The 22,465-nt window shown below is 73.1% G+C and carries 23 protein-coding genes; 12 read left to right on the forward strand and 11 right to left on the reverse strand.

Annotation, left to right across the window (positions count from 1 at the left end):
- Both LWC35_RS30530 and LWC35_RS30535 read right to left on the reverse strand, forming a co-directional pair.
- On the reverse strand, positions 1-476 hold a 476-nt coding region (locus LWC35_RS30530), incomplete at its 3' end, for an oxygenase MpaB family protein (RefSeq protein WP_232873749.1).
- A 336-nt stretch (positions 477-812) separates the two neighbouring features.
- Complete coding sequence (locus tag LWC35_RS30535; RefSeq protein ID WP_232873750.1) at positions 813-1,424, reverse strand: TetR/AcrR family transcriptional regulator; 612 nt, start codon at positions 1,422-1,424, stop codon at positions 813-815.
- A gap of 60 nt (positions 1,425-1,484) precedes the next feature.
- Between LWC35_RS30535 and LWC35_RS30540 the strand changes: the two genes are divergently transcribed.
- The 7 genes from LWC35_RS30540 (at position 1,485) to LWC35_RS30570 (ending at position 8,516) form a co-directional block, all read left to right on the forward strand.
- A complete protein-coding gene (locus tag LWC35_RS30540; RefSeq protein ID WP_232873751.1) occupies positions 1,485-3,071 on the forward strand; it encodes an anthranilate synthase component I in 1,587 nt (528 codons plus the stop codon).
- A complete protein-coding gene (locus LWC35_RS30545) occupies positions 3,064-3,741 on the forward strand; it encodes a Trp biosynthesis-associated membrane protein (RefSeq protein WP_232873752.1) in 678 nt (225 codons plus the stop codon). The genes LWC35_RS30540 and LWC35_RS30545 overlap by 8 nt, the downstream gene beginning before the upstream one ends.
- Positions 3,742-3,808: 67 nt before the next feature.
- A complete protein-coding gene (trpC, locus tag LWC35_RS30550; protein WP_232873753.1) occupies positions 3,809-4,636 on the forward strand; it encodes an indole-3-glycerol phosphate synthase TrpC in 828 nt (275 codons plus the stop codon).
- A gap of 50 nt (positions 4,637-4,686) precedes the next feature.
- Positions 4,687-6,003 carry a tryptophan synthase subunit beta gene (gene trpB, locus LWC35_RS30555; RefSeq protein WP_232873791.1) on the forward strand — a complete coding sequence of 439 codons (1,317 nt, stop codon included), beginning with the start codon at positions 4,687-4,689 and terminating at the stop codon, positions 6,001-6,003.
- Entirely contained in the window at positions 6,000-6,827 is an 828-nt protein-coding gene (trpA, locus tag LWC35_RS30560; RefSeq protein ID WP_232873754.1) for a tryptophan synthase subunit alpha, read from the forward strand. Before trpB ends, trpA begins: the two co-directional genes overlap by 4 nt.
- Positions 6,828-6,894: 67 nt before the next feature.
- Complete coding sequence (lgt, locus tag LWC35_RS30565; RefSeq protein WP_232873755.1) at positions 6,895-7,869, forward strand: prolipoprotein diacylglyceryl transferase; 975 nt, start codon at positions 6,895-6,897, stop codon at positions 7,867-7,869.
- Positions 7,866-8,516: a DUF2461 domain-containing protein gene (locus LWC35_RS30570; protein WP_232873756.1), complete on the forward strand. Its 651-nt coding sequence runs from the start codon at positions 7,866-7,868 to the stop codon at positions 8,514-8,516. Before lgt ends, LWC35_RS30570 begins: the two co-directional genes overlap by 4 nt.
- A 154-nt stretch (positions 8,517-8,670) precedes the next feature.
- Here LWC35_RS30570 and LWC35_RS30575 read toward each other — a convergent pair whose 3' ends face one another.
- Positions 8,671-9,000: a VanZ family protein gene (locus LWC35_RS30575; protein ID WP_232873757.1), complete on the reverse strand. Its 330-nt coding sequence runs from the start codon at positions 8,998-9,000 to the stop codon at positions 8,671-8,673.
- Positions 9,001-9,053: 53 nt separating this feature from the next.
- Between LWC35_RS30575 and pyk the strand changes: the two genes are divergently transcribed.
- The 4 genes from pyk to LWC35_RS30595 are packed head-to-tail and all read left to right on the forward strand — an operon-like array spanning position 9,054 to position 13,277.
- Positions 9,054-10,475 (forward strand): pyruvate kinase, encoded by a 1,422-nt coding sequence (pyk, locus tag LWC35_RS30580; RefSeq protein ID WP_232873758.1) that lies wholly within the window; start codon positions 9,054-9,056, stop codon positions 10,473-10,475.
- Positions 10,476-10,500: 25 nt separating this feature from the next.
- Complete coding sequence (locus LWC35_RS30585) at positions 10,501-11,403, forward strand: acyl-CoA thioesterase (protein ID WP_232873759.1); 903 nt, start codon at positions 10,501-10,503, stop codon at positions 11,401-11,403.
- Positions 11,404-11,457: 54 nt separating this feature from the next.
- A complete protein-coding gene (locus LWC35_RS30590) occupies positions 11,458-12,792 on the forward strand; it encodes an O-acetylhomoserine aminocarboxypropyltransferase/cysteine synthase family protein (RefSeq protein WP_232873760.1) in 1,335 nt (444 codons plus the stop codon).
- Positions 12,789-13,277, forward strand: coding sequence for a CoA-binding protein (locus LWC35_RS30595; RefSeq protein ID WP_232873761.1), 489 nt, complete (start codon positions 12,789-12,791; stop codon positions 13,275-13,277). The genes LWC35_RS30590 and LWC35_RS30595 overlap by 4 nt, the downstream gene beginning before the upstream one ends.
- Positions 13,278-13,353: 76 nt before the next feature.
- On the opposite strand, the gene LWC35_RS30600 is transcribed toward LWC35_RS30595, so the two are convergent.
- From LWC35_RS30600 to LWC35_RS40565, 6 genes are all read right to left on the reverse strand, one after another.
- Positions 13,354-14,400: an ABC transporter substrate-binding protein gene (locus tag LWC35_RS30600; RefSeq protein ID WP_232873762.1), complete on the reverse strand. Its 1,047-nt coding sequence runs from the start codon at positions 14,398-14,400 to the stop codon at positions 13,354-13,356.
- 24 nt (positions 14,401-14,424) lie between these two features.
- Positions 14,425-15,084 (reverse strand): ABC transporter permease, encoded by a 660-nt coding sequence (locus tag LWC35_RS30605; protein ID WP_232873763.1) that lies wholly within the window; start codon positions 15,082-15,084, stop codon positions 14,425-14,427.
- Complete coding sequence (locus tag LWC35_RS30610; protein ID WP_232873764.1) at positions 15,085-15,801, reverse strand: ABC transporter permease; 717 nt, start codon at positions 15,799-15,801, stop codon at positions 15,085-15,087.
- Positions 15,798-16,799: an ABC transporter ATP-binding protein gene (locus LWC35_RS30615; protein ID WP_232873765.1), complete on the reverse strand. Its 1,002-nt coding sequence runs from the start codon at positions 16,797-16,799 to the stop codon at positions 15,798-15,800. The genes LWC35_RS30610 and LWC35_RS30615 overlap by 4 nt, the downstream gene beginning before the upstream one ends.
- 222 nt (positions 16,800-17,021) lie before the next feature.
- Entirely contained in the window at positions 17,022-17,351 is a 330-nt protein-coding gene (locus LWC35_RS30620; RefSeq protein WP_232873766.1) for a hypothetical protein, read from the reverse strand.
- A 66-nt stretch (positions 17,352-17,417) separates the two neighbouring features.
- Positions 17,418-18,551 (reverse strand): DUF418 domain-containing protein, encoded by a 1,134-nt coding sequence (locus LWC35_RS40565; protein WP_232873767.1) that lies wholly within the window; start codon positions 18,549-18,551, stop codon positions 17,418-17,420.
- 149 nt (positions 18,552-18,700) lie between these two features.
- Here LWC35_RS40565 and LWC35_RS30630 point away from each other — a divergent pair, with 149 nt between their 5' ends.
- Complete coding sequence (locus LWC35_RS30630) at positions 18,701-19,684, forward strand: malate dehydrogenase (protein WP_232873768.1); 984 nt, start codon at positions 18,701-18,703, stop codon at positions 19,682-19,684.
- Between the two features lie 79 nt (positions 19,685-19,763).
- Here LWC35_RS30630 and treZ read toward each other — a convergent pair whose 3' ends face one another.
- The gene (gene treZ, locus LWC35_RS30635) at positions 19,764-21,506 is read right to left on the reverse strand and encodes a malto-oligosyltrehalose trehalohydrolase (RefSeq protein ID WP_232873769.1); all 1,743 of its coding nucleotides are present in this window, start codon (positions 21,504-21,506) and stop codon (positions 19,764-19,766) included.
- A 326-nt stretch (positions 21,507-21,832) separates the two neighbouring features.
- Entirely contained in the window at positions 21,833-22,300 is a 468-nt protein-coding gene (locus LWC35_RS30640; protein ID WP_232873770.1) for a MarR family winged helix-turn-helix transcriptional regulator, read from the reverse strand.
- Positions 22,301-22,465 lie beyond the last annotated feature (165 nt).

Here is a 22,465-nt window from a genome sequence, read left to right on the forward strand (position 1 = left end):
ACCCACTCCAGCAGGTGCGGGTCGCCGGCGGAGTAGGGCCGGCCGACGGGTGCGACCCCGCGGACCCGGGCGTGCACCGCCTTGATCCGTTCGATCGTGGCGCGGGCCTCGGCGTCGGGCCCGAAGGTCGTGGCGGCGAGGAAGTAGCTGGTGCGGGCGAGGCGGCCCCACGGGTCGCCGCGGTAGCCCGAGTGCCCCGCGACCCCGGCCATCGCCAAGGGGTGCAACGACTGCAGCAGCAGCGCCCGCAGCCCGCCGACGAACATCGAGGCGTCGCCGTGCACCCGCCGGATCGGCCGGTCGGCCGCGAACCAGCGGGGGCCCGGCGCGGCGTGGATCCGCGCCCGCCGGTCGGGCCCTTCGGTGCCGGCGACCTTCTGGAAGACGTCTGCGCCGAGCCGCGCCCGCAGGCCCGCGACCCGGTCCGCGAGGGCGCCGGACACGTCCCTGAACCCCGGAACCTGCAGATCCACCACGCGATCCATCATGCGGCCCCGGTGCGGACCCGGCCACCCGATCGCGGCGTGAGCGGCGTGAGCGACACGCCGGAGCGCCGGGTCACGCCGGCGTGGGGCCCGAGCACCGTCCCGAGCCGCACCGCTGCGCCGCTCGCCGATCCGAATGCGGGCGGGGCCTTCCGCCGTGCTCTTCATGATCGCCGTCCGTGGCTCTCGGCGGCCGGAAATCGACCTTCCCGCTCCGCGATCGATGATCATCGTTTCCGCCTGCCGGCGGCGTGGCCTCACGCTCGTGGGTCGGCGAGCCGCCCACCACCGGCTCCCCGACCGACGAGCCGCCCACCCCCGACCCGCTCACCCCGCACCGTCGGGCAGCGGTCCGGTGAGGTAGCGCTGCACCGTCGGCCCGATCGCGGCGACCACCGCGGCGTGGTCGGCCGAGGCCAACGGCTCGAGCTGCACGACGTAGCGGATCATCCCGAGCCCGATGATCTGCGTGGCGACCAGCGCCGCCCGTTCCTCGACCCGGTCCGGCGCCACCCGCCCGACGAGCGGTCCGATGACGACCCGGACGATGAACTCGCGCATCATCCGCGCCGCCGCCGGGTGCCCGGCCACGCTGCGGACCAGGGTCACCAGCGTGCCGCCCGACGCCGAGTCCCACACCTGCAGGAACGTCGCGACGATCCGCTCGCCGACCCGCTCGGGGTCCCCGGGCACGACCGTCTCGACGAGCGCGGTCGGGTCCACCGGCACGTCGAGCGACGCCGTGAAGAGCTGGGCCTTGCCGCCGAACCAGTGGTTGACCATGGCCGCGTCGACACCGGCCCGTTCCGCGATGCGCCGGACGGTGGCGCCGTCGTAGCCGCGTTCGGCGAACTCGACGCGCGCGGCCGTCAGCAGGGCGGCGCGGGTGTCCTCGCCGGACGTGCGGCGGCCGCGGCGGCGCGGTTCGCGGGTGGTCACGGGCCCATCTTCACCCGCCCCGTCTTCATCCCTCCCACCCGGCGCGGGAGAATGAGCCCCGTGACCGCAGCCACCACGCGCCCCACCGCACCTCCCGCCGCGCTGGGAGCGGTCAGCCCCACGCGTGAGGAGTTCCGCGCGCTGGCCGAGAACCACCGGGTGATCCCGGTGACCCGCCGGCTGCTGGCCGACGACGAGTCGCCGGTCGGGGTCTACCGCAAGCTCGCCGCGCCGGAGGGCCGGGTCCGCCCCGGCACCTTCCTCTTCGAGTCCGCGGAGAACGGGCGGTCCTGGTCGCGCTGGTCCTTCGTCGGCGCCCGCTCCGCCGCCTCGCTGACCACGGTCGACGGGCGGATCCGCTGGACCGGCGAGGTCCCCGACCACCTGCCGACCGAGGGCGACGTGCTGGCGGCGGTGCGCGGCGTCGTCGAGGAGCTGCACAGCGAGCCCCTGCCGGGCATGCCGCCGCTCACCGGCGGGCTCGTCGGGTACATGGGCTACGACATCGTCCGCCGGATCGAGCGGATCGGCAGCGAGGAGAACCCGCCGGTCGACGACCTGCGGCTGCCCGAGCTGGTCCTGCTGCTGGCCACCGACCTCGCCGCCGTGGACCACCACGAGGGCACCATCACGCTGATCGCCAACGCGATCAACTGGGACGACTCGGACGAGCGCGTCGACGAGGCCTACGACGACGCGGTGGCCCGGCTCGACCGGATGACCGGCGAGCTCACGGCGCCCGCACCGTCGACCGTCGCGGTGTTCGAGGCGGTGCCCCCGCAGTTCGAGCGCAAGCGCACCCAGGCCGAGCACTTCGCCGCCGTCGAGGTGGCGAAGGAGCAGATCCGCGCGGGGGAGTGCTTCCAGATCGTGGTCTCCCAGCGCTTCGAGATGGACTGCGCGGCCGACCCGCTCGACGTCTACCGGGTGCTGCGCACCACCAACCCCAGCCCGTACATGTACCTGCTGAACCTCGAGGACGCGTCGGGCGGCAGCCCGTTCACGATCGTCGGCTCGAGCCCGGAGGCGCTGGTCACGGTGGCCGACCGGCAGGCCACCACGCACCCGATCGCCGGGACGCGCTGGCGCGGCGCCACCGAGGAGGAGGACGAGCTGCTGGAGAAGGACCTCCGGCACGACGAGAAGGAGCGCTCCGAGCACGTCATGCTCGTCGACCTGGGCCGCAACGACCTCGGTCGGGTCTGCGAGCCGGGCACGGTGAAGGTGCGCAACTTCTTCTCCGTGGAGCGCTACAGCCACGTCATGCACCTGGTCTCGACGGTCACCGGCACGCTGCGGGAGGACCGCAACGCCGTCGACGCGGTGCTGTCCTGCTTCCCGGCCGGCACCCTGTCCGGTGCGCCGAAGGTCCGGGCCATGCAGGTGATCGACGAGCTGGAGCCCACCCGCCGCGGGCTGTACGGCGGGATCGTCGGCTACCTCGACTTCGCCGGCAACGCCGACACCGCGATCGCGATCCGGACCGCGCTGATCCGCGACGGCCGGGCGTACGTGCAGGCGGGCGGCGGGATCGTCGCCGACTCGGACCCGCAGGCCGAGGACACCGAGAGCCTCAACAAGGCCCGGGCGGTGCTCTCCGCGGTCGCGACCGCGGCGACCCTCGGCCGTCCGGCAGGGCATGCCTGACCCGGCCCCGCCCGCCCGTAGCGCCCGGCTGTTCCTCCTGACGGCCACGCTGCTGCTGCTCGGCGCGCTCGGCCTGTGGGGGACCACCCGGCTCGCCTGGGCGTCCACGCAGGTCGAGGTGGCCGGGCACGGCGCGACGGGGGCCGTTCCGATCGCCGCGACCGGTGCGCAGATCGCGCCGGCGCTGATCGGGCTGGCCGCCCTCGCGGTCGCGGCGGTGGCCGCGGCGATCGCGGTGTCGGGCGTCGTGCGGCGGATCCTGGGGGGCATCGTGGTGCTGGCCGGCGGGTACGGCGCCGCTGCGGCCGCGTCCGGCTGGCTGCGCCCGCCGACCGCGGCGGAGCTGCCCGCACTGGTGGGCAGCGCGGCGGCGGGGACCACGACGGCACCCGGCGCCGCCGTGGCGACCACGGCCGCGCCGGTGCTCGGGGTGCTCGGTGGGCTGCTGGTCGTCGCCGGGGGAGTGGTGCTGGTGGCGGCCGACCGGCGGCTCCCGCGCATGGGGGCGCGGTACGACGCCCCGGGTGCGCCGCGCCGCCCGGCCGACCCCGAGCGGGCGGCCTGGGACGAGCTCGACTCGGGTGTCGACCCGACCACCGAGGGGGCGTTCGCGCGGGAGCGTGGGCCGGACGGCGGCCCCCGCCCCGGTCGTCCGGACGGTACGGAATAGCATGGTCGGAACGCCTGGTAGGCCCGAACCCGGAAGGGGAGTGCGCCCCGTGGGCGAGCACGGTGAGGTGAGTGCCGGAGTCCGGCCCAGCGTCCTGGACTCCATCGTGGAGGGTGTCCGGGAGGACCTCGCGGCCCGGGAGGCCGCGGTGGACTTCGCGGAGATCAAACGGCGGGCCGCCGCGGCGGCGCCGCCGAAGGACGTCATGGCCGCGCTGAACGAGCCCGGTGTCGGCGTCATCGCCGAGGTGAAGCGGCGCAGCCCGTCGAAGGGCGCGCTGGCGACGATCCCGGACCCGGCCGTCCTGGCCGAGTCCTACGCCGAGAACGGCGCGCGGGTGATCAGCGTGCTCACCGAGCAGCGCCGGTTCGGTGGCAGCCTCGACGACCTGGCCGCCGTGCGTGCCGCCGTCGACGTGTGCGTGCTGCGCAAGGACTTCGTCGTCACCCCGTACCAGGTGCACGAGGCGCGGGCCTACGGCGCGGACCTGGTGCTGCTGATCGTGGCGGCGCTGGAGCAGCCGGTCCTGGAGTCGCTGCTCGACCGGGTGGAGTCCCTCGGGATGACCGCGCTGGTCGAGGTGCACACCGAGGAGGAGGCCGACCGCGCGCTCGAGGCCGGCGCGAAGGTCATCGGTGTCAACGCGCGGGACCTCAAGACCCTCGAGGTCGACCTGAGCATCTTCGGGCGGCTGGCTCCCGGGCTGCCCAACGACGTGCTGCGCGTGGCCGAGTCCGGCGTGCGCGGCCCCGGGGACCTGCTCACCTACGCGGGCTGGGGCGCCGACGCCGTGCTCGTCGGCGAGGGCCTCGTGACCAGCGGGGATCCGGGCGCGGCCGTGCGGGCCCTGGTGGCTGCGGGCTTCCACCCGTCGTGCAGCAGAATGGTGCGGTGAGTTCCTCCACCAGCGTCCGGGCGAGCAGCCAGGTCACGGCCAGTCAGGGCATCGAGACCCCGTCGGGCCACGAGCCCGACGAGCGCGGCCACTTCGGCCGCTTCGGCGGCCGATGGGTGCCGGAGGCGCTGGTCGCCGCGCTCGACGAGCTGGAGACGGCCTACGAGAAGGCCCGGCACGACCCGGAGTTCCTCGCCGAGCTGGACCGGCTGCACCGTGACTACACCGGGCGGCCGTCCCCGCTGACGGACGTGCCGAAGCTGTCGCAGCACGCCGGCGGCGCCCGGATCCTGCTCAAGCGCGAGGACCTGAACCACACCGGGTCCCACAAGATCAACAACGTGCTGGGTCAGGCGCTGCTCACCAAGCGGATGGGCAAGAAGCGGGTCATCGCGGAGACCGGGGCGGGCCAGCACGGCGTCGCCACGGCCACCGCGTGCGCCCTGCTCGACCTCGAGTGCGTCGTCTACATGGGCGAGGTCGACACCCGGCGGCAGGCGCTCAACGTCGCCCGGATGCGGTTGCTCGGCGCCACCGTGATCCCGGTGAAGACCGGCTCGCGCACCCTGAAGGACGCGATCAACGAGGCGCTGCGGGACTGGGTCACCAACGTCGACAGCACCCACTACCTGCTCGGCACGGTCGCCGGCCCGCACCCGTTCCCGCAGATGGTGCGGGACTTCCACCGGGTGATCGGGCTCGAGGCGCGGGCCCAGGTGCTCGAGCGCACCGGCCGGCTGCCCACGGCGATCGCCGCCTGCGTCGGCGGCGGGTCGAACGCGATCGGCATCTTCCACGCCTTCCTCGACGACCCGGGCGTCCGGCTCGTCGGGTTCGAACCCGGTGGCGACGGCGTCGAGACCGGCCGGCACGGGGCCACCCTGTCCGAGGGCTCGCCGGGCGCGCTGCACGGCGCCTTCTCGTACCTGCTGCAGGACGAGGACGGGCAGACCGCCGAGTCGTACTCGATCTCCGCGGGGCTGGACTACCCGGGCGTCGGGCCGGAGCACGCGCTGCTCAAGGACCTCGGCCGCGCCGAGTACCAGCCGGTCACCGACGCCGAGGCCATGGACGCGTTCGCGCTGCTCTGTCGCACCGAGGGGATCATCCCGGCCATCGAGTCGGCGCACGCCGTGGCGGGTGCGCTGCGGCTGGGCAAGGAGCTGGGACCCGACGCGGTGATCCTGGTGAACCTCTCGGGCCGGGGCGACAAGGACGTCGACACCGCCGCCAAGTGGTTCGGGATGATCGGGCAGGACGAGAGCGCCGAGGCGGCCGACGGCACGGCCATCGCCGAGGGCGCCACGCAGCAGCGGTCGGGGTCGTTCGCCGACCCGGGCAGCGAGACCGAGGGGATCCAGGCGTGAGCGAGCGTGCGAGCGGACCGTCCACGCGGAGCGTCGCGGACGTGTTCGCACGGTGCCGGGCCGAGGGCCGCGGCGCCCTGGTCGGCTACCTGCCCGCCGGCTACCCGACCGTCGACGGGGCCGTCGAGCTGCTGACCGCGATGAGCGAGGGCGGGTGCGACCTGCTCGAAGTCGGCGTGCCGTACTCGGACCCGGTCATGGACGGGCCCACCATCCAGGCCGCCGCGGACACGGCGCTGCGCAACGGGTTCCGGCTGCGGGACGTGTTCGGCACGATCGAGCGCGTCTCCGCCGCGGGCGGCAACTGCTTGGTGATGACCTACTTCAACCCGGTGCTGCGCTACGGGGTGGACCGCTTCGCCGCGGACCTCGCGGCCGCGGGCGGCCTCGGGCTGATCACGCCGGACCTGATCCCGGACGAGGCCGACGACTGGTTCGCCGCCTCGGACAAGTACGGGCTGTCGCGGACCTTCCTGGTGTCGCCCTCGTCCACGGACGAACGGATCGCCTCGACGACCGCCGCCTCCAGCGGCTTCGTGTACGCCACCTCGATCATGGGCGTGACGGGTGCGCGGGACTCGGTGAACGCCGCCGCCGGCGAGATCGTCGGCCGGACCCGGCCGCACACCTCGCTGCCGATCGGCGTCGGGCTCGGGGTGCGCAGCGGCGACCAGGCCGCGGAGATCGCCGGGTTCGCCGACGGGGTCATCGTCGGTTCGGCGTTCGTGAGCGCCGCGGAGCAGGGCGGGCCCGACGCGGTCCGCGCCCTGGCCAGGGAGCTCGCCGCCGGGGTGGCCCGGGCGGGCCTGCCGCAGCCGGCCTGACCCGGACGGGTCACGACCGGGGAGGTGGGGCGGCCGGGGCCGAGCCCGCCCGCGCTACGGTGGCGGCGTGAGCGCCTTCGCGAGCAGCACCGTGCTGGCCTACCTCCCCAGCCCGGACCGCGGCGTCTGGCATCTCGGGCCGATCCCCATCCGGGCGTACGCGCTCTGCATCATCGCCGGGATCGTCGTCGCGATCTGGTGGGGCGAGAAGCGGTTCGTCGCCCGCGGCGGCCCGGCCGGCACGGTCGTCGACGTCGCCGTGTGGGCGGTGCCGTTCGGGCTGGTCGGGGGCCGGCTCTACCACGTCGCGACCGACTGGCGGACCTACTTCGGCCCCGGTGGCGTGCCGCTCAACGCGCTCAAGATCTGGGAGGGCGGCCTCGGCATCTGGGGCGCGATCGCGCTCGGCGCGGTCGGCGCGTGGATCGGCTGCCGGCGGCGCGGCATCCCGCTGCCCTTCTTCGCCGACGCCGTGGCGCCGGGCATCGTCGTCGCGCAGGCGATCGGCCGGCTCGGCAACTACTTCAACCAGGAGCTCTACGGCGCTCCGACGACGCTGCCCTGGGGCCTGGAGATCTACGAGCGCGTCGACCCGGCCACCGGCGCGTCGGACCCGCTGGGCGGCGTGGCCGTCGACACCGCGAACCCGATCGCGATCGTCCAGCCCACGTTCCTCTACGAGCTGATCTGGAACCTGGTCGTCGCGGCGGTGATCGTCGGGGCGGACCGGCGCTTCCGGCTCGGCCACGGCCGCGTCTTCGCGCTCTACGTCGCCGGCTACACGCTCGGCCGGTTCTTCATCGAGCTCATGCGCACGGACCCGGCCACCCGCGTCTTCGGCGACATCCGGATCAACGTCGTCGTCTCCGCCCTGGTGTTCGTGCTCGCGGTGCTCTACGTCGCGCTGGTCCGCAAGCCGCGCGAGGTGCTGCCCCCCGAGGTCGTGCACCCCGACGGCGTGCCGGAGGACCCTGCCGGGGACCGAGACGGTGCGCGCGACCCGGAGGTGGGTTCCGGCCGGGCGGGCGACCGCACGCCATGACCACGTCGGTGACGCGGTTCGAGGGGTTCGGCGACGGCGCCGTCGAGTTCTACGACGGCCTGCTGGCCGACAACAGCAAGGCGTACTGGACCGACCAGCGCGAGGTGTACGAGACGCACGTCCGCGCGCCGATGACGGCCCTGCTCGGCGAGCTGGAGGGGGAGTTCGGGCCGGGCAAGATCTTCCGCCCGTACCGCGACGTCCGGTTCGCGAAGGACAAGTCGCCCTACAAGACCCACTGCGGCGGGTTCGCCCCGCCCTTCTACGTCCAGGTCGGGCCGGACGGGCTGCTCGCGGCCGCGGGCTACTACGGCATGGCGCCCGACCAGGTCGCCCGGTACCGCACCGCGGTCGACGACGAGCGTCGCGGCGAGGAGCTGCGCCGCATCCTGGCGGCCGCGGAGAAGGCCGGGCTGACGGTGGGCGGGGAGCAGCTGCGCACGCGGCCGAAGGGCACCGACCCGGACCACCCGCGGCTGGACCTGCTGCGGCACAAGGGCCTGATGGTCGCCCGCCGGTGGTCGCCGGACGACGCCCTGCACGAGCGGACCTGCCTCGACCGCGTCCGCCGCACGTGGCGGGCCGGGCGGCCGCTCGCGGAGTGGCTGGCCGACCACGTGGGCCCGAGCGAGCAACCCCGCCGCTAGCGAAGGGGCTCCCCGACGCGCTCGGGGCGGCTCCAGCGCCGCGTTGTGGATCCATGACGCTGGTGAGCGGCCTGAGAAACCGCGTCATGGTTCCACACCGCGCTTCGGGTGGCGTCAGGATCGCGTTGTGGCTCCATGACGCGGTTGCGCCGCGCTAGCGCTTCCCCCGGCGCGCCAGCACCGCGTGCAGGGCGACGCCGAGCGACACGCCCACGCAGTCCACCACCGCGTCGAGCAGCTCGGCGTCCCGCCCGATCGGCAGGACGCCCTGCAGGACCTCCGACAGCCCGGCGTACCCCGCGAGCCCCAGGACCAGCGGCAGCGGCGGGACGCCCGCCCACCGCCCGGTGAGGCCCAGCAGGGCGAACACACCCAGATGGACGAGTTTGTCCACCCCCGGCGGGGCACTCGGGACACCGGACGCCGGCATGAACAGCACCACCAGGCTGACCAGCGCCGCGAGGCCGAAACTCAGCCGTCGCACTGTTCGACTTCCTCCTACCTGATCGTTACAGAGAGCGCGCTAGGCTTGACATCGTGACCCGTCGCACCAAGATCGTCTGCACCATCGGGCCGGCCACCGCCACGCCCGACCGTATCCGTGAGCTGGTCGCGGCCGGCATGGACGTCGCGCGGCTCAACTTCAGCCACGGCACCCGTGACGACCACAAGCGCGTGTACCAGATGGTGCGCGACGCCGCCGACGCCGAGGGCCGCGCCGTCGGCATCCTCGCGGACCTGCAGGGGCCGAAGATCCGGCTCGGCACGTTCGCCGACGGTCCCACCGAGTGGCAGACCGGCGAGGAGGTGCGGATCACGGTCCAGGACTGTGCCGGCACCCACGACCGGGTCTCCACCACCTACAAGGGCCTGGCCCGGGACGCCCGTGCCGGGGACCGGCTGCTGGTCGACGACGGCAAGGTCGGCCTGCGCGTGGTCGAGGTCGAGGGCGACGACGTGGTGTGCCGGGTCACCGAGGGCGGCCCCGTGTCCAACAACAAGGGCATCTCGCTGCCGGGCATGAACGTCTCGGTGCCGGCACTGAGCGAGAAGGACCTCGCGGACCTGGAGTTCGCGCTCAAGCTGTCCGTCGACGTGATCGCGCTGAGCTTCGTGCGCAGCCCCGCGGACATCGACGGCGTGCACCGGGTGATGGAGAAGGTCGGCGTCAAGCTGCCGGTCGTCGCCAAGCTGGAGAAGCCCGAGGCGGTCGACAACCTCGAGGCCATCGTGCTGGCGTTCGACGGCGTGATGGTCGCCCGCGGCGACCTGGGCGTGGAGCTGCCGCTGGAGAACGTGCCGCTGGTGCAGAAGCGCGCGATCCAGATCGCGCGGGAGAACGCCAAGCCGGTCATCGTGGCCACCCAGATGCTGGACTCGATGATCACGAACTCGCGGCCGACCCGCGCGGAGGCCTCCGACGTGGCCAACGCGGTGCTCGACGGCGCGGACGCGCTGATGCTCTCCGGCGAGACCGGCGTCGGCCGCTACCCGATCAAGACGGTCCGCACGATGAGCACGATCATCGAGGCCGTCGAGGCGGGGCCGGCCAACGTGCCGCCGCTGAACCACGTGCCGCGCACCAAGCGCGGCGTGCTCTCCTACGCCGCGCGCGACATCGGCGAGCGCCTCTCGGCCCGCGCGCTGGTCGCCTTCTCGCAGTCCGGCGACACGGTCCGGCGCCTCGCCCGGCTGCACACCCGGCTGCCGCTGCTGGCCTTCACCCCGGCCCCCGAGGTGCGCAGCCAGCTGGCGATGACCTGGGGCGTCGAGACCTTCCTGGTCGAGGCCGTCGACTCGACGGACGCCATGGTCCGCCAGGTCGACCACGCGATGCTCTCGATCGGCCGGTTCCAGCCGGGCGACCTCGTGGTGATCGTGGCGGGTTCCCCGCCCTCGACCGTCGGCTCCACCAACCTCATCCGGGTCCACCGGCTGGGCGAGGAGGACCACGCCTGAGTCCGGGGTCTGGAAGGATCCGGGCGTGACCGAACGGCCCGATCCCGGGATCCTGCTCGACGTCGACGGCGTCCCGCGCGGGCAGGGTGTGCTCGACGGGCTGATGCACCTGCTCGAGCTCGAGCAGCTCGAGGTGGACCTGTTCCGCGGCACCAGCCCGGCGACCTCGCCCGTGCGCGTGTTCGGCGGCCAGGTCGCGGCGCAGGCGCTGGTCGCGGCGGGCCGCACCGTCGAGGCGGACCGGGGCGTGCACTCGTTGCACGCCTACTTCATCCGGGGCGGCGACCCGAGCCGGCCGATCGTGTTCCGCACCGAGCGGATCCGCGACGGCCGCTCCTTCAGCACCCGCCGGGTGCTCGCGATCCAGGGTGGTGAGGCGATCTTCGCGCTCTCGGCCTCCTTCCAGCTCGCGCAGGAGGGGCTCGAGCACTCCGTGCCGATGGGCACCGGGGTGCCGGCGCCCGAGGACCTGCCCAGCATCGGCGACCGGGTGGTGTCCGGGGCAGGGGCCGCCTGGATCGAGCGGGTGCCCCGCTCGCTGGACATCCGCTTCGTCGACGAGCCGGTGTGGACCGAGGACCGGGTCGCGACCGACGAGCCGCTGCGGGCCTGGATGAAGGCCGACGGGCGGCTGCCCGACGACCCGCTGCGGCACGTCTGCCTGCTCACCTACATCTCCGACCTCACCCTGCTCGGCTCGGTGGTGGGGCGCCACGATCTCAGCAGCACCGCCGTGCAGATGGCGAGCCTCGACCACGCCATGTGGTTCCACCAGGCGTTCCGCGCCGACGAGTGGCTGCTCTACGAGTGCTGGAGCCCCGCGGCGTCGGGCGGGCGCGGGCTGGCGCAGGGCCGCTTCTTCACCCGTGACGGCCTGCTGGTCGCCAGCACCATGCAGGAGGGTCTGGTCCGCCTCCCGCGCCGCTGACCGACCGCGTTCCCGGGCGACCGGTGGCGACGGCCGCCGATCCGGCGAGGCAGGATGGGGCGCATGAGCGACGAGAGCGGGGACGGCAGGGAGCGCCGGGACCGCGCCTGGGGCTTCAACACCCGGGCCGTGCACGCCGGGGCGGTGCCGGACTCGGCGGTGGGCGCGCGGGCGGTCCCGATCTACCAGTCGACGAGCTTCGTCTTCGAGGACACCCAGGACGCGGCGAGCCTGTTCGCGCTGCAGAAGTACGGCCTGATCTACAGCCGCATCGGCAACCCGACGGTCGCGGTGCTGGAGGAGCGGCTCGCCAGCCTCGACGGCGGCATCGGCGCGGTGGCCACCGCCAGCGGCCAGGCCGCCGAGTTCCTCACCTTCGCCTGCCTGGCCGGCGCCGGCGACCACGCGGTGGCCGCGTCGGGCCTGTACGGCGGCACGATCACCCAGCTCGACGTCACGCTGCGCCGCTTCGGCGTCGACACGACCTTCGTCCCCGGCGGCGACCCGGCCGACTACGCCGCGGCGATCACCGAGAAGACGAAGTTCCTGTTCACCGAGGTCGTCTCCAACCCCGGCGGCGAGGTGGCGGACCTGGCCGGGCTGGCCGACGTCGCGCACGCGGCCGGCGTGCCGCTGATCGTCGACGCCACCGTGGCCACGCCGTACCTGTGCCGGCCGATCGAGCACGGCGCCGACGTCGTGATCCACTCCGCGACCAAGTTCCTCGGCGGGCACGGCACCACGCTCGGCGGCATCGTCGTCGAGTCCGGGCGGTTCGACTGGGGCAACGGCCGGTTCCCGTCGATGACCGAGCCCGTGCCCAGCTACGGCGGGCTCACCTGGTGGGGCAACTTCCAGGAGCTCGGCTTCCTCACCAAGCTGCGCGCCGAGCAGCTGCGCGACGTCGGGCCGACCCTGGCCCCGCACTCGGCGTTCCTGCTGCTCCAGGGCGTGGAGACGCTGCCGTTCCGGATGCAGGCGCACGTCGCCAACGCCCGGCGGGTCGCGGAGTGGCTGCACGCCGATCCCCGCGTGGAGTACGTGCGGTACGCGGGCCTGCCCGACCACCCGCACCACGAGCGGGCGCGCCGGTACCTCCCGGAGGGACCGGGCGCGGTGTTCAGCTTCGGCGTGAAGGGCGGCCGGGCGGCGGGGGCACGGTTCATCGAGTCCGTGCGGCTGTGCAGCCACCTGGCCAACATCGGCGACGCCCGCACCCTCGTCCTGCATCCGGGCTCCACCACCCACCAGCAGCTCACCGCCGAGCAGCTCGCGGCGGCCGGGGTGCCCGAGGACCTCATCCGGATCAGCGTGGGGCTCGAGGACGTCGACGACATCATCTGGGACCTCGACCAGGCACTGGCCGAGGCCGCGAAGGAGAGCGCATGAGCTGGCAGAACCCGTCGGCGCTGGAGCGGCAGCGGATCCTGCGCGACACCCGCACGGTCGCGATGGTGGGCGCCTCGCCCAATCCCGCGCGGGCGTCGAACTTCGTGGCGACCTACCTGCTGTCGAGCACGGACTACGAGGTGTGGTTCGTGAACCCCAACGCGACCGAGGTCCTGGGCCGGCCCGTGTACCCGTCGCTGGCGGACTGCCCGGGCGTGCCCGATCTCGTCGACACCTTCCGTCGCCCGCAGGACCTGCCCGCCGTGCTCGACGAGGTGCTCGCGCTCGGGTCGGACGCGCAGGGCGTGCGCACCTGGTGGCTGCAGTTCGGCCTCTGGGACGAGGACCTGGCGGCGAAGGCCGAGGCCGCGGGCCTGGCGGTCGTGATGGACCGGTGCCTGAAGGTGGAGCACGCGCGCTTCGCCGGCGGCCTGCACCTGGCCGGTTTCGACACCGGCGTGATCAGCTCCCGGCGCCGCGACTAGGCGGTCCCGGCAGGGTCACGGGGCACGGGGCCACGGGGCACGGGCGCCCCGGACCGGTCCGGGGCGCCCGCGACGGTCAGCTCGTGACCTTGTTCTGGGTCAGGAAGGCCTTGGCGACGTCGGCGGGGTCGCCGCCGTTGATCTGGACCTCCTGGTTGAGGGCCTGCATGACCTTGGTGGTGAGCAGGCTCGACACGCAGTCGAGGGTCTGCTCGAACTCCGGGCCCTGCGCGTCGGCCACGGACTGTTTCACCACCGGCGCCACGTACTGGAAGCCGAAGATGTGCTTCGGGTCCTCGAGCGCGGTGTAGTTGCCGGTGGCCAGCTGGCCGTCGGTGGAGAAGGCGTCGGCCGCGTTCGCCTGGCCCTGGTCGAGGACCTGGTAGACGAGGCCGGGGTCGACCCCGGTGAACTTGATGCCGGTCAGCCCGTAGTCGTTCTTCATGCCGACCAGACCGTTCTGTCGGGTCTCGAACGGCGGCTGGGCGGCGAGGGTGATGCCGTCGCCCGCGTTGCCCACCTTGGCGAGGTCCGGCACGGCGACGAGGCCGTTCTGCTTGGCGAAGTCCGACTTCACGATGATGACGTCGGTGTCCTCGAACGGCGTCTGCTTGAAGATCGTGGCCTGGCGGTTCTGTGCCTCGAAGTCCTTGACCGTGTTGTAGGTGTCCTCGGGGGTGGCGCCCACCGGCTTGCCGGCGATGCTGCTCTCGATCTCCCCGAGGTACTCGGCGTAGGCGTCGATCTGGCCGGCCTGGAACGCGCGGTCGATGACCTCGGAGCCGCCGATGTTCGACTGGTAGGCCACGTCGTAGCCCCGTGACTTCAGCGCCTGGGTGTAGAGCTCGCCGAGGACGAACTGCTCGGAGAAGTTCTTGCTGCCGAACTTGACCGGGGGCTTGCCCTGGCCGGGGGTGCCCGAGGGACAGCTGACGTTCTGGGCCGTCACCGGGGTGATGACGTCCGCGCCCGCGGGCTGTGCGCCGGCGCTCGGCGCCGCCGACCCGGAGGACCCGGAGGAGCTGCTGCCGCCGCCGCACGCCGCGACGACGAGGGCCAGCGCCGCGACGCCCGCGGCGAGCGCGGCAACCCTGCCGCGCCGGCCGATGATGCTCTCGGACATGGGGATCCTTCCTGTGGTGGGAACTCAGGCCGCCGTACTGGGGACGATCTTCATCCCGGCCGGGGTGACGGCGCGTTGCACGATGAGCAGCAGGCCGTCGACCGCGAAGGCGAGCACGACCGCCAGCACCGTGTAGGCCAGAAGCTGCGAGACCGGCAGCGTCGGGTTGGTGATGACCGAGCCGAGCGTGTGCGGGTAGCCCGCGGTGCCGGCCAGGTAGGCCGTCGCGATCACGAAGACCGTGCCGGTCCGGATGCCCGCCATGATCAGCGGGATCGCGTGCGGCAGCTCGACCTGGGTGAGGATCTGCCAGCCGGTCATGCCCATGCCGCGCGCGGCCTCGACCGTGCCCGGCTCGACCTCGGCGACCCCGACGTAGGTGTTCGTGAGGATCAGGGGCAGCGCGAGGATCACCAGCGCGACCATGATGTTGACGAAGCCCACGCCGTAGAGGCCGATGCCGATGGCGATGATCGCCAAGGTCGGCAGGGCGCGGAGCACGTTGGCCCCGTTCACGGCGAGCAACGCGAACCGCCGGGTGTGGCCGATCGCGGCACCGAGCGGCACGGCGATCGCGATCGCGATCGCCACCGACACCACGGACAGCAACAGCTGACCGGCGACGTCGCCCAGCACACGGCCAGGGTTGTCGGCGAGGAAGCGCCACGCGTCGACGACGATCATCTACGCACCTCCCCGCCGGGCGCGCGCCCACGGTGTGACGAGCTTCGTGAGGCCGACGATGAGCGCGTCGGCCACGAGGGCGAGCAGGATCGCCAGCACGCCCGCCGAGATCAGTCCGGAGATGAACGTGTTCCCGATGTAGAAGAGGATCGACTGGCCCAGCCCGTAGGGCGCGATGTACGCCGCGAGCGTGGCCAGCGAGATCGTGGTGACCGTGACGACGCGCAGGCCCGCCATCACCGCCGGCAGGGCCAGCGGGAAGGTGATCCGCACGAGGATCTGCCCCGGCGTGAGGCCCATCCCGAGCGCCGCGGCCCGGACCTCCGGCGGTACCGAGCGCAGGCCCGTGACGGTGTTCCGGAACAGCAACAGCAACGTGTAGCCGACGAGCGCGATCTCGATGGTGAGCAGGCCGATGCCGGTCACCGGGATCATCAGCAGGAAGAACCCGAGCACCGGGACCGTGTAGAGGATCGTCGAGAAGACCACGGCGGGCGTCTCGAAGCGCGGCAGGCGGTAGGCCAGCAACGCTGCCGGCAGTGCGATGGCCAGCCCGATCACGATCGCGATGGCGCTGACCCACACGTGCTGCACCAGCTCGGCCGCGAACCTGTCCCAGTGGTCGGCGAACCAGTCCCAGCAGAAGGTCTCGTTGGCCTTGCACCCGGAGGTGTTGCCGAAGTCCGGGATGACGGGGCCCTGCGCGGGGAGGTTCACGATCCCGCCGCCTCACGGATCTCCGCCAGGGTGACGGCGCCGGCGGGCCGGCCCTCCTTCGTCACCCCCAGGACCTCGGCGCCCTGGGCCAGCAGCACCGAGAGCCCGACGCGCAGGGAGGTTCCCGCCACCACCGACGGCGCGCCCGGCGGCGCCTCGCGCCCGGGATCGGCGAGCTCACCGACACTGCGCAGGGAGAGTCGCTTGAGTCCGCGGTCGGCACCCACGAAGTCCGCGACGAAGTCGTCGACCGGGTCGCCGAGCAGCTCGTCCGCGCTGCCGTACTGGGCGAGCTTCCCGCCGGGCCGCAGCACGGCGATCTTGTCGCCCATCTTGATGGCCTCGTCGATGTCGTGCGTCACGAAGATGACCGTCTTGCGGATCTCGTTCTCCAGCGACAGGAACTCGTCCTGGATCTCCGCGCGGGTGATCGGGTCGAGGGCGCCGAAGGGCTCGTCCATCAACATCACCGGGGGGTCCGCGGCCAGCGCGCGGGCGAGGCCGATGCGCTGCTGTTGGCCGCCCGAGAGCTGAGCGGGGTAGCGCTTCGCGTAGCTGCGATCGAGGCGGACCAGATCGAGCAGGCGCCCGGTGCGCTCGGCGATGCGCTCCTTGTCCCAGCCGAGCAGCCGGGGGATCGTGCCGATGTTCGCGCCGATCGTCATGTGCGGGAACAGCCCGACCTGCTGGATGACGTAGCCGATGTCGCGGCGCAGGGTGGTCACGTCGTAGGTCAGGACGCTGTGCCCGCCGATGAGGATGTCGCCGGAGGTCGGCTCGATGAGCCGGTTCACCAGCTTCATCGCCGTGGTCTTGCCGCCTCCCGACGGTCCGACCAGGCAGCAGGTCTCGCCGGGCGGCACGGTCAGGGACAGGTCGTCGATCGCGGGGGCGTCCTGTCCCGGGTATCGCTTGGTGACGTGGCGGAACTCGATCGCGAGCGCCTCGCCCCGGTACGTGGCGCCGGCGGGGCCCTCCCGAGTGGCCGAATCCGTCATCCGTCGAACCTCCCGTGCCCGTCGCGGCGGCGACGCGAGTCCGCTGGGCGGAGGCGGCCGCAGTGACGGCGCTCATCGATACACGCGTCGTGATGCGCAACGCACCCTAGCCACGACCGGGTGAGGCGGTGGAGACGCGAAACGCGATCGTGACCCTGATGCCGAAACTATCCGGAAAGCCGGGATTGCGAAGTATTCCGCCGGTGAGCGATCGTGACCGATTCAGGAGAAGAGGAGCCGGTCGAGGATCAGGGTGACCGCCCGCAGCACCCAGAAGGCCGGGGTGGCGAGGAGGAAGAGCTTCCACAGCTCCGGCCAACCGCGCCGGCGGGCGGCGTACCAGGTGGGCCACGCCGCCAGCACCACCGCGATGAGGATCCAGCCGGTCTGGATCAGCAGGGCGGTGCTCCCGCCGTTCTCGCCGAGCACCACCTGCAGGGCGAACGCGATCACGCCCCAGCCGAACGCGCCGAACAGGGCCCGGTGGTAGGGGACCTCGGCCGGCGGGGCCGGCTCACTCGCCTGCGTCGCCCTGCTGTCCCGCTTCGTCACGGGTCCGAGCCTATCCCGCCTGGTCAGGACGGGCCGCCGGGACCGGCGCCGGGATCAGCGCCGGGATCAGCGCCGGGACCGAGGCCTGGGCGCGCCGCCGTAGGTCAGCCGCCGCAGCAGGACCTCGGCGGGCCCGCGGCCGCCGGCGCGCTCCAGCAGCGTGCAGGCCAGCACCGTCGCGAGCCAGGCCGCGACGGCGAGCAGCGCCGCGCCGGGCACGCCGATCCGCGCGCCCAGGCCCAGGGCCCAGGCCGGCAGCAGCGCACAGAACACCACGGACTGGGCGAGGTAGCAGGTCAGGGACCGGCGGCCCGTCGCGACCAGGGCCCGCCCGGGGCGGCCCGCGGGCCGGGTGGCGAGCAGGCCGAACAGGGCGGCGTACCCGATGCCGCCGGCGAGACCGCCGACCGAGTGCAGCAGGCCGAGCAGGGCCGACGGTCCGGCCGACGGCCGCCACCAGCCCGCCGCGGCGAGCGCGAGCGGGAGTCCGCCGGCCACCGCCACGGCCAGCCCGCCCGCGGCCGCCCGGGCGAGGAGCCGGCGGTGCCGCTCCGGTTCGTCGAGCAGCGCGCGGCGGGCGGCCAGCACGCCCACGGCCAGCATCCCGGCGGTGAACAGTGCCGACGAGACCGTGCCGGCGAGCCACTCGCCGACGTGCAGCCGCACCGCCGTGCCATAGCCGGACGCGGCGACCGACGGCAGGGTGAGCGCGCCGGTCCGCAGCCCGGTGCCGGCGCCGAGCAGGATCGTGACCGCGGCGCCGACGGCCGCGATCGTGCGCAGCGTGACCTCGGTGCCGCGGACCAGGAACCCGGCCAGCAGGACCAGCAGCAGCCCGTACGCGCCCACGATGTCGCCGGGGAACAGCAGGATCCCGTGCACGGCGCCGACCGCGACCATCCACGCGCCCCGCCGGCGCAGCAGCCGGACGGCCGCCGCCTCGTCGTGCCGGCGGGCCAGCTGGACCGCCCCGTACCCGACGAGCAGCGCGAACAGCGGGTAGGCACGCCCGTCGACCAGCAGCATCTGCAGGAAGGTGAGCACGCCGCCCACCGGGCCCGGGTCGTCCGGATACCCCCGCACGCCGGGTGCGTCCAGCAGGAACAGGTGCGCGTTGGCCAGCGCGATCAGCAGCAGCATCGCGCCCCGCGCCAGGTCGGGGGCGACCGCCCGGGCGGTCAGCGGCAGGGGAGCGGTCACGCCCGGATCATCCCGCGGCGTCCGGTCCGGCGGCAGCGGGGTGTCCGGCAGGGTGTCGGCCCGGACGGGTCGGACGTCACACCGGAACCGCCGCCACCAGGGTGATCCCCGTCGCGGCGCCCCCGCGGAGGGAGGGCTAGCCTCACGGCGTGTCCACTCCTGTCACCGTCACTGTCACCGGAGCCGCTGGCCAGATCGGTTACGCGCTGCTCTTCCGGATCGCCTCCGGGCAGCTCCTGGGGTCCGACACCCCGGTCAAGCTGAACCTGCTGGAGATCCCGCAGGCCGTCAAGGCCGCCGAGGGCACCGCCATGGAGCTGAGCGACGGCGCCTTCCCGCTGCTGGCCGGCGTCGACATCTTCGACGACGCCACCAAGGCCTTCGACGGGGCCAACGTCGCCCTGCTCGTCGGCGCGCGCCCGCGCACCAAGGGCATGGAGCGCGGCGACCTGCTCGAGGCCAACGGCGGCATCTTCGCCCCGCAGGGCAAGGCGATCAACGCCGGCGCGGCCGACGACATCAAGGTGCTGGTCGTGGGCAACCCGGCCAACACCAACGCCCTGATCGCGCAGTCCGCCGCGCCGGACGTCCCGGCCGAGCGCTTCACCGCGATGACCCGCCTGGACCACAACCGCGCCCTCGCGCAGCTCTCGCAGAAGCTGAACGTGCCGGTGTCCGAGATCAAGAAGATGACGATCTGGGGCAACCACTCGGCCACCCAGTACCCGGACCTCTACCACGCCGAGGTCGGCGGCAAGATCGCCGCCGAGCAGGTCGAGGAGTCCTGGCTGAAGAACGAGTTCATCCCGACCGTGGCCAAGCGTGGCGCCGCGATCATCGAGGCCCGGGGCGCGTCCTCGGCCGCCTCCGCCGCCTCGGCCGCGATCGACCACGTCTACACCTGGGTGAACGGCACCGCCGAGGGCGACTGGACCTCCATGGCGATCCCGTCGGACGGCTCGTACGGCGTGGCCGAGGGCATCATCTCGTCCTTCCCGGTCACCACGAGGAACGGGAAGTACGAGATCGTCCAGGGCCTGGAGATCGACGCCTTCTCCCGCGAGAAGATCGACGCGTCGGTCGCCGAGCTGGTCGAGGAGCGCGAGGCCGTGAAGGGTCTCGGCCTCCTCTGACAACCGGCACTATGGAACCATAATGCGCTCTGACCAGGACTTTCAGCGCATTATGGTTCCATAGTGCGTTCTTGTGCGGTCAATTCTCGAGGACCGCGATCGCGAAGGACTCCCCGGGCAGCGTGATGTCCGACTGCTCGCTGGCCGTGGGCTCGCTGGCCAGCAGGATGCGGGTGATGGTGGCGCCGAGGTCGAGCGCCACCTCCTCGGTCCCGAGGTTCACCAGCACCCGCAGCCGACCGCGGTGGATGACCAGCGTGCGGGCCTCGGGATGGACGTCGACCGCCACCTCGTCGAGCCAGGGGTCGGAGAGCTCCGGCCACGCCTTGCGGATGGCGATGAGCTCCTTGTGCATCGCGAGCAGGGTCGCGTGCGGCTCCTGCTCGTGCTCGGTCCAGTCCAGCTTCGAGTCGAGGAACGTGGACTCGGCGTTGGGGTCCGGGACCTCGACGTCGCCCCAGCCGTGCTCGGCGAACTCCGCGGTGCGGCCCTTGCGGACGGCCTCGCGGAGCCCTTCGTCCGGGAAGTAGGAGAAGAACTGCCAGGGCGTGCGGGCGCCCCACTCCTCGCCCATGAACAGCATCGGGGTGAACGGCGAGGTGAACAGGATCGCCGCGCCGCAGGCCAGGATGCCGGGGGAGAGCAGCTGGGTGAGCCGGTCGCCGGTGGCCCGGTTGCCGATCTGGTCGTGGTTCTGCAGGTAGGCGACGAAGCGGTGGCCCGGGATCCGGGCGGTGTCGACGGGCGCCCCGTGCGTCCGCTTGCGGAAGCTCGACCAGGTGCCCTCGTGCAGGAACCCGCGGGTCAGCACGTGGGCCAGGCCCGCGAGGTCGGCCTCGGCGAAGTCGGCGTAGTAGCCCTGGCCCTCGCCGGTGAGCACGCTGTGCAGGCAGTGGTGGATGTCGTCCGTCCACTGCGCCGTCATCCCGAGGCCGCCGCCCTCGCGCGCGGTGATCATCTTCGGGTCGTTGAGGTCCGACTCGGCGATCAGCGAGAGCGGGCGGCCGACGTGCGCCTCGAGGGCCGCCACCTCCACCGCGAGCTGCTCGAGGACGTGCTGGGCGCGGGTGTCGCGCAAGGCGTGCACGGCGTCGATCCGCAGCCCGTCGACGTGGAAGTCCCGCAGCCACATCAGGGCGTTGTCGATGGCGAACCGGCGCACCTCGTCGGACCACGGGCCGTCGAGGTTGAGCGACGGGCCCCAGATGTTGCTGCCGGCGAAGTACGGCCCGAACCTGTCGAGGTAGGCGCCGGACGGGCCGAGGTGGTTGTAGACGACGTCGAGGACCACCCCGAGCCCGCGGGCGTGCGCGGCGTCGACGAACCGCTTGAAGCCGTCCGGGCCGCCGTAGTTCTCGGTGACGGCGTACCAGCCGACGCCGTCGTAGCCCCAGTTCCGCGGCCCGTCGACGGCGTTGACCGGCAGGACCTCGACCATGTCGACCCCGAGCGCGACAAGGTGGTCGAGCTTCTCGATCGCCGAGTCGAAGGTGCCCTCGTCGGTGAACGTGCCGATGTGGCACTCGTAGAGCACGCTGCCGGCCAGCGTGCGCCCGGTCCACGCCTGGTCGGTCCACCAGAAGGACGCCTGGTCGTAGCGGCGCGACGCCGAGTGGACCCCGTTGGGTTGCCACGTCGACCGCGGGTCGGGCAGCGGGGTCGGGTCGTCGTCGACCAGGAAGGCATAGGCCGAGCCCGGACCGTTGTCCTCGACGTCGGCGCGCCACCAGCCGCCCGGTTCCCGCCGCATCGCGTACGTCTCGCCGTCCACCAGGACCCGGACCCTGTCCTTCTCCGGCGCCCACACCGCGTACTCAGCCACGGGGGAATCCTGCCGAATGAGCGGCCGCGGCGCCCGCGCGGGCCCCGTGACACGCGGCTCAGCCCGGCGGGTCGGTTCCCGCCGCCACCGCACGGCGGGACCCGGGGTCGGGACCGCCGGCCGGTCGGGGGGCACGGAGTCGGCCGGCGATCCCGGCAACGAGGTACCGGTGGGATGGGGGAATCGGACCCGGACCTTGTGTTGCCCGGTCGAGGGTAGGAACGGCACGGCGTGCCGGAATCGGCCGTTCAGCCGCACTTTCCCGCAGAATATCCCGATGCCGAGAAGTACGGCTGTCGAACCATTTCAGCCGGTTCGTCCCGCGATCACCGGCGGCCGGATTCCTCCAGGTCGGCGGCGATGGCGTGGGTGTCGCGGGCGCGCTCGTCGAGCCGCCGCGAGAGGTGTTCGAGAATGCGGCCCAGCTCCGCGGTGGTGGCCGGATCGGCGTCGCCGACGCCGGTCGCCACGTCGCGGTCGAAAAGGGCGAACAACCGCCCGGCCAGGTCGCGCCCCTGGTCGGTCAGGTCCACGAGCACGCTGCGGCGGTCGCGCGGGTTGGAGCGGCGGACGACGTGCCCGGCCAGCTCGAGGCGGTCCAGCTGCGCGGTCACGCTGGCCGGCGTGACGCCCACGCGACGCGCCAACGTCGACGGCCTCCGCGGACCCGCGTGCAGCAGGTGCACCAGGATCGTGGTCTCCGGGACGCCCAGGCCCACGAGCCGGGCCACGGTCTGCCGGTAGGCGTCCGAGGCGGCCAGGACGTCCTTCAGTCGTACTGCGATCTCACTCACCGAACTCCTTGTCCTGTGTCGTCCGCTCCGGCCGATCTTTACTTCGATCGCCGAGATATCAGGTGGACAACGTCAGGACGGCCGGACGGAGTTCCGGAACGTGAGCCGCGTCATGCGCAACAGGGTGCGCTGCGCGAGACGTGCACCCGGCCGGCCCGGTCCGGG

This window comes from Pseudonocardia kujensis (assembly GCF_021283305.1).
Classification (GTDB): domain Bacteria; phylum Actinomycetota; class Actinomycetes; order Mycobacteriales; family Pseudonocardiaceae; genus Pseudonocardia; species Pseudonocardia kujensis.

Bases quoted from the DNA above. Each gene is read 5' to 3' on its own strand.
- LWC35_RS30545 (WP_232873752.1), top strand. From the start codon at position 3,064: ATGCCTGACCCGGCCCCGCCCGCCCGTAGCGCCCGGCTGTTCCTCCTG.
- LWC35_RS30570 (WP_232873756.1), top strand. From the start codon at position 7,866: ATGACCACGTCGGTGACGCGGTTCGAGGGGTTCGGCGACGGCGCCGTC.
- LWC35_RS30590 (WP_232873760.1), top strand. From the start codon at position 11,458: ATGGGGCGCATGAGCGACGAGAGCGGGGACGGCAGGGAGCGCCGGGAC.
- LWC35_RS30595 (WP_232873761.1), top strand. From the start codon at position 12,789: ATGAGCTGGCAGAACCCGTCGGCGCTGGAGCGGCAGCGGATCCTGCGC.
- LWC35_RS30600 (WP_232873762.1), bottom strand. From the start codon at position 14,400: ATGTCCGAGAGCATCATCGGCCGGCGCGGCAGGGTTGCCGCGCTCGCC.
- LWC35_RS30605 (WP_232873763.1), bottom strand. From the start codon at position 15,084: ATGATCGTCGTCGACGCGTGGCGCTTCCTCGCCGACAACCCTGGCCGT.
- LWC35_RS30615 (WP_232873765.1), bottom strand. From the start codon at position 16,799: ATGACGGATTCGGCCACTCGGGAGGGCCCCGCCGGCGCCACGTACCGG.